Origin of the sequence: Piscirickettsia salmonis LF-89 = ATCC VR-1361 (genome assembly GCF_000297215.2) — a bacterium.
Classification (GTDB): Bacteria; Pseudomonadota; Gammaproteobacteria; order Piscirickettsiales; family Piscirickettsiaceae; genus Piscirickettsia; species Piscirickettsia salmonis.
This window is the reverse complement of the sequence record NZ_AMFF02000021.1, coordinates 70,715-74,228: the sequence shown is the minus strand read 5'-3', so window position 1 is coordinate 74,228 and position 3,514 is coordinate 70,715. Positions and strand designations below refer to the sequence as shown.

Here is a 3,514-nt window from a genome sequence, read left to right as displayed (position 1 = left end):
ATTAAATAGTCGCTATAAATATCCAGTAGCTCTTTATTCATTCCTGATGAAATCCCTGTATCTATCAGATTTCATTATACATCGTTTATCATGTCAGTGCGTAAGGTGAGTAAATAAACACTGGAACTTTTATAAACCTTAAGAACATAAATCCATTGCAATGATTACTTAATGGCTACTTACGGCTAGCAACTTCATCCATTTCTTCTATATTACCAATGATTTTTATCAGATTTTCTTGCCTCATTAGAAAACCTCATGACTTGAACATCAAGACGAATATCAATCAATGCAATAATAACGATCATGACTTATTTCCATCAAATGCACGATCACAACTTTAAATACTACTATCTAAAGAGAAACACAAAATCACAGTCAATATTGTTGCTAGATTAACTGCGTACTGTTAAATATAACTGGTTTTATAAAAGCGTTAGTTGTTTAGTCACTGCGATTTTGTCATAACACTCACAATCATCCTCTATCAGAGATCAGCAGTCTTGTATCAGCAGAAAAAACAATGGCTTTTTTACATATAACTTGTTTAAATAACTGAATGTTTATTCAATAAAAGCAGGTGCAGAAGCAATTATGCATGATTTACTTGGTGAGTTTCTCGGTAGTTTATTTCTCATTCTCTTTGGTGGTGGCGTTGTCGCAGGTGTGGTATTAAAAGGCTCTAAAAGCTATAGCGCCGGCTGGATGGCCATTGCTACTGGCTGGGCCTTCGCAGTGATTATCGGCGTATTTGTCGCCAGTTCAACCGGCTCAGCACAGGCGGATATTAACCCAGCAGTAACACTTGCCAAGCTCTTTTTAGGCATCTACCACTCACCACTTCAAGTCATTGAGCGCATTATTGTGCAATGCCTCGGCTGCTTTAGTGGCGCTATCCTCGTCTGGTTAGCATATTTACCGCACTGGCAAATCACTGAAGATAAAGAGGCCAAACTCAATGTCTTTAGTACTACCCCTGCAATCAAGCATACACTCGGCAATCTACTCACTGAAATCATCGGCACCTTTGCACTGATCTTTGGCATCGGCGCCATTGCCAACTACGCTCACGGACATATCGATGCCAGCCTAGTGCCTTACTTTATCGGCCTATTAGTCTGGGGCATTGGCCTCTCCCTCGGCGGCCCGACCGGCTATGCCATTAACCCTGCCCGCGATCTCGGCCCTCGCATCGCCCACACACTACTACCAATTGCAGGCAAAGGTTCTTCCCATTGGCAGTACGCTTGGGTCCCCATCCTCGGCCCCTGTATCGGTGCAACCATAGGCGCATTGCTTTGGCATTTATTACTGTGACAATGGGAATGGCGTTGGTGCACTTTGTGCTTCAAACTCAGCTTCACGTTTTTGTAGTTCAGTTGACGCGAGACTGAATCTCGCAGCTACTGATAAATCCTGACTCGGCTCTCCTCTTTCAGCACCTTTGTCAGCCTGCGCTCCATCAACCTGGGTTTCCTGCTTCTTCAGCTGGTCTTTTAAAAGCTGGCAGTAAGTCCCTAACTCTTCTGAATTAAACTTTGCAAGCATCGCTAAAAATTGCTCTTGATCTTTAAAGGGTGTTGCCACACTAAAGGCACGCAGCAATCCTTCCCCGTCGCCAAGCCCTTCTAAATTTAAGTCTGGGCAGGATTGCGATCTACTAGTTAATGGCATAATAATTGACTCCTCATTAGATAATCTTTAGATCCAAGCAGCTACATTCTAGTGCTTGACATTCTAATTTTGTTTTTGTTAATGTAACTAAGTTATCTATTTTTATCAAGGCCCTGCAATCATGCATTTGATCACCTCCCCAGTCAATTCACTGATTAACGCTGTCGTGGTGGTCGTCGTCCTACCCTTAATAAGGTGCAGGCGCTAACTTAATTATTCAGTTTACAAGCCTCGCACCTTCCGGTCCGGGGCTTTTTTTTTAGTGTGGAAAGAACATGTTATGAGCACAAACATTCAACAACAGAACTATTCAAAGCCCTTAATCAACCGTCATTATCCAGCTTTACTGATCAGCCTATGCACGCTATTTCTCTTTTATAAATACCTCTTACAGATCTCTCCTTCAGTCATGACTTCAGAGCTGATGACAAGCTTTCACCTCGAAGGTGCAGGCTTGGGTAACCTTGCGGCAACCTTCTTTTATAGTTACTTTATTATGCAAATTTTCGCAGGACCCATGCTCGATCGTTTTAATGTCCGCTACCTTGCCTCAGGCGCTATTACCATGAGTGCCATAGGTACGATTATTTTTGCTAATGCATACAGCTTAGGGCTGGCTGAAATCGGCCGCAGTCTGATGGGAGCAGGGGCCGCCTTTGCAACCGTCACTTATCTTAAGGTCACCGCCGACTATTTTCCTCCAGAGCGCTTTGCTTTTATCAGTGGTTTATTACCAACTGGCGTGATGATCGGCGCTGCCATTGGCGGTGGGCCACTGGCTAAATTGGTTGAATCTACAGGCTGGCGCCACAGTTTGCTCATTTGTTCATTGATCGGCTTGCTTATTGCATCATGTTTCTTTGTTTTTATGCGCAGTAACCCAAAATCAGCGACGACCAGCCAAAGAAAACCCTCTAAATTAACCCTTAAAGATTATTTAAGCGTACTCGCTCAGCCCAGTAACTGGTGCTTAACCCTCTATAGTGGTTTTGCCTTTGCACCCTTGGCGGTATTTTCAGGACTTTGGGGACAACCTTTTTTACAAGTCGCCTATCACCTAAGCTCGGCACATGCAGCCTCCTTAGCAACCCTTGGCTTTATTGGCTTTGGCTTTGGAGGGCCGGCTTTTGGCTATTTTGCTGACAAAATCAAACGCCCGATATTGAGTATGGTATTAGGCGGCATAGTTAGCCTTATTAGCTTAATTACCGTCATTTACTTAGCTCCCACACTACTTTTGCTAAGTATTTTTATCTTTATCTTTGGTTTTGGCGTCGGCGCCTTTATGCTCGGCTTTGCTTTTGCTAAAAACTTAAATTCATTATTGTTAGTTGGTACTGTCACAGCCATGATTAATACTGGTGATGCCTTATGTGGTGCACTTTCAGAGCCTTTGATTGGCTACCTACTCGACTTAGGTTGGAAAGGCCAGCACTTCAATGGCGCTCCGGTTTTCTCAACCCACGACTACAAGCATGCATTTCTTATCTTACCTGTCTATATTTTACTCTCTTTAGTCTTTTTATGGCTGGCACAGCGCTTAGAAAAGAGCAAATAAAATTAAAAAATAATCAATAAAATGAGTATAGGGTCGTTAATAAGCAGTGCACTATACTCAGTCTCACACTATTTTCTATCTTCATACTCTCACTACTTTTAAAGTAACTTATTGCTTTTATTTTATTACTTTTTGTTTTATAGACTTTATTTTTTCGTAAGCGTCGCTACCTCGGTAGGTATTTTGCACATCCAATGATGCAAAATCGCCGAGCAAAACGCGACGACTATAAACCCTCGACTGTCCGCGTCACACAGCGTTGCGTGCCTTGAATCGGCACAC

Annotated in this window: 3 protein-coding genes; 2 read left to right on the top strand and 1 reads right to left on the bottom strand. The window is 42.8% G+C overall.

Features of this window, described 5'->3' with window-relative positions:
- Positions 1-594: 594 nt before the first annotated feature.
- Positions 595-1,317, top strand: coding sequence for an MIP/aquaporin family protein (locus C200_RS03280; protein WP_016211784.1), 723 nt, complete (start codon positions 595-597; stop codon positions 1,315-1,317).
- Here the strand turns inward: C200_RS03280 and C200_RS03275 are convergent.
- Entirely contained in the window at positions 1,309-1,674 is a 366-nt protein-coding gene (locus C200_RS03275; RefSeq protein ID WP_016211783.1) for a hypothetical protein, read from the bottom strand. The genes C200_RS03280 and C200_RS03275 overlap by 9 nt on opposite strands.
- Before the next feature lie 280 nt (positions 1,675-1,954).
- Between C200_RS03275 and C200_RS03270 the strand changes: the two genes are divergently transcribed.
- Positions 1,955-3,232: an MFS transporter gene (locus tag C200_RS03270; RefSeq protein WP_032126294.1), complete on the top strand. Its 1,278-nt coding sequence runs from the start codon at positions 1,955-1,957 to the stop codon at positions 3,230-3,232.
- Positions 3,233-3,514: the final 282 nt, after the last annotated feature.

Bases quoted from the DNA above. Each gene is read 5' to 3' on its own strand.
- C200_RS03280 (WP_016211784.1), top strand. From the start codon at position 595: ATGCATGATTTACTTGGTGAGTTTCTCGGTAGTTTATTTCTCATTCTC.
- C200_RS03270 (WP_032126294.1), top strand. From the start codon at position 1,955: ATGAGCACAAACATTCAACAACAGAACTATTCAAAGCCCTTAATCAAC.
- C200_RS03275 (WP_016211783.1), bottom strand. From the start codon at position 1,674: ATGCCATTAACTAGTAGATCGCAATCCTGCCCAGACTTAAATTTAGAA.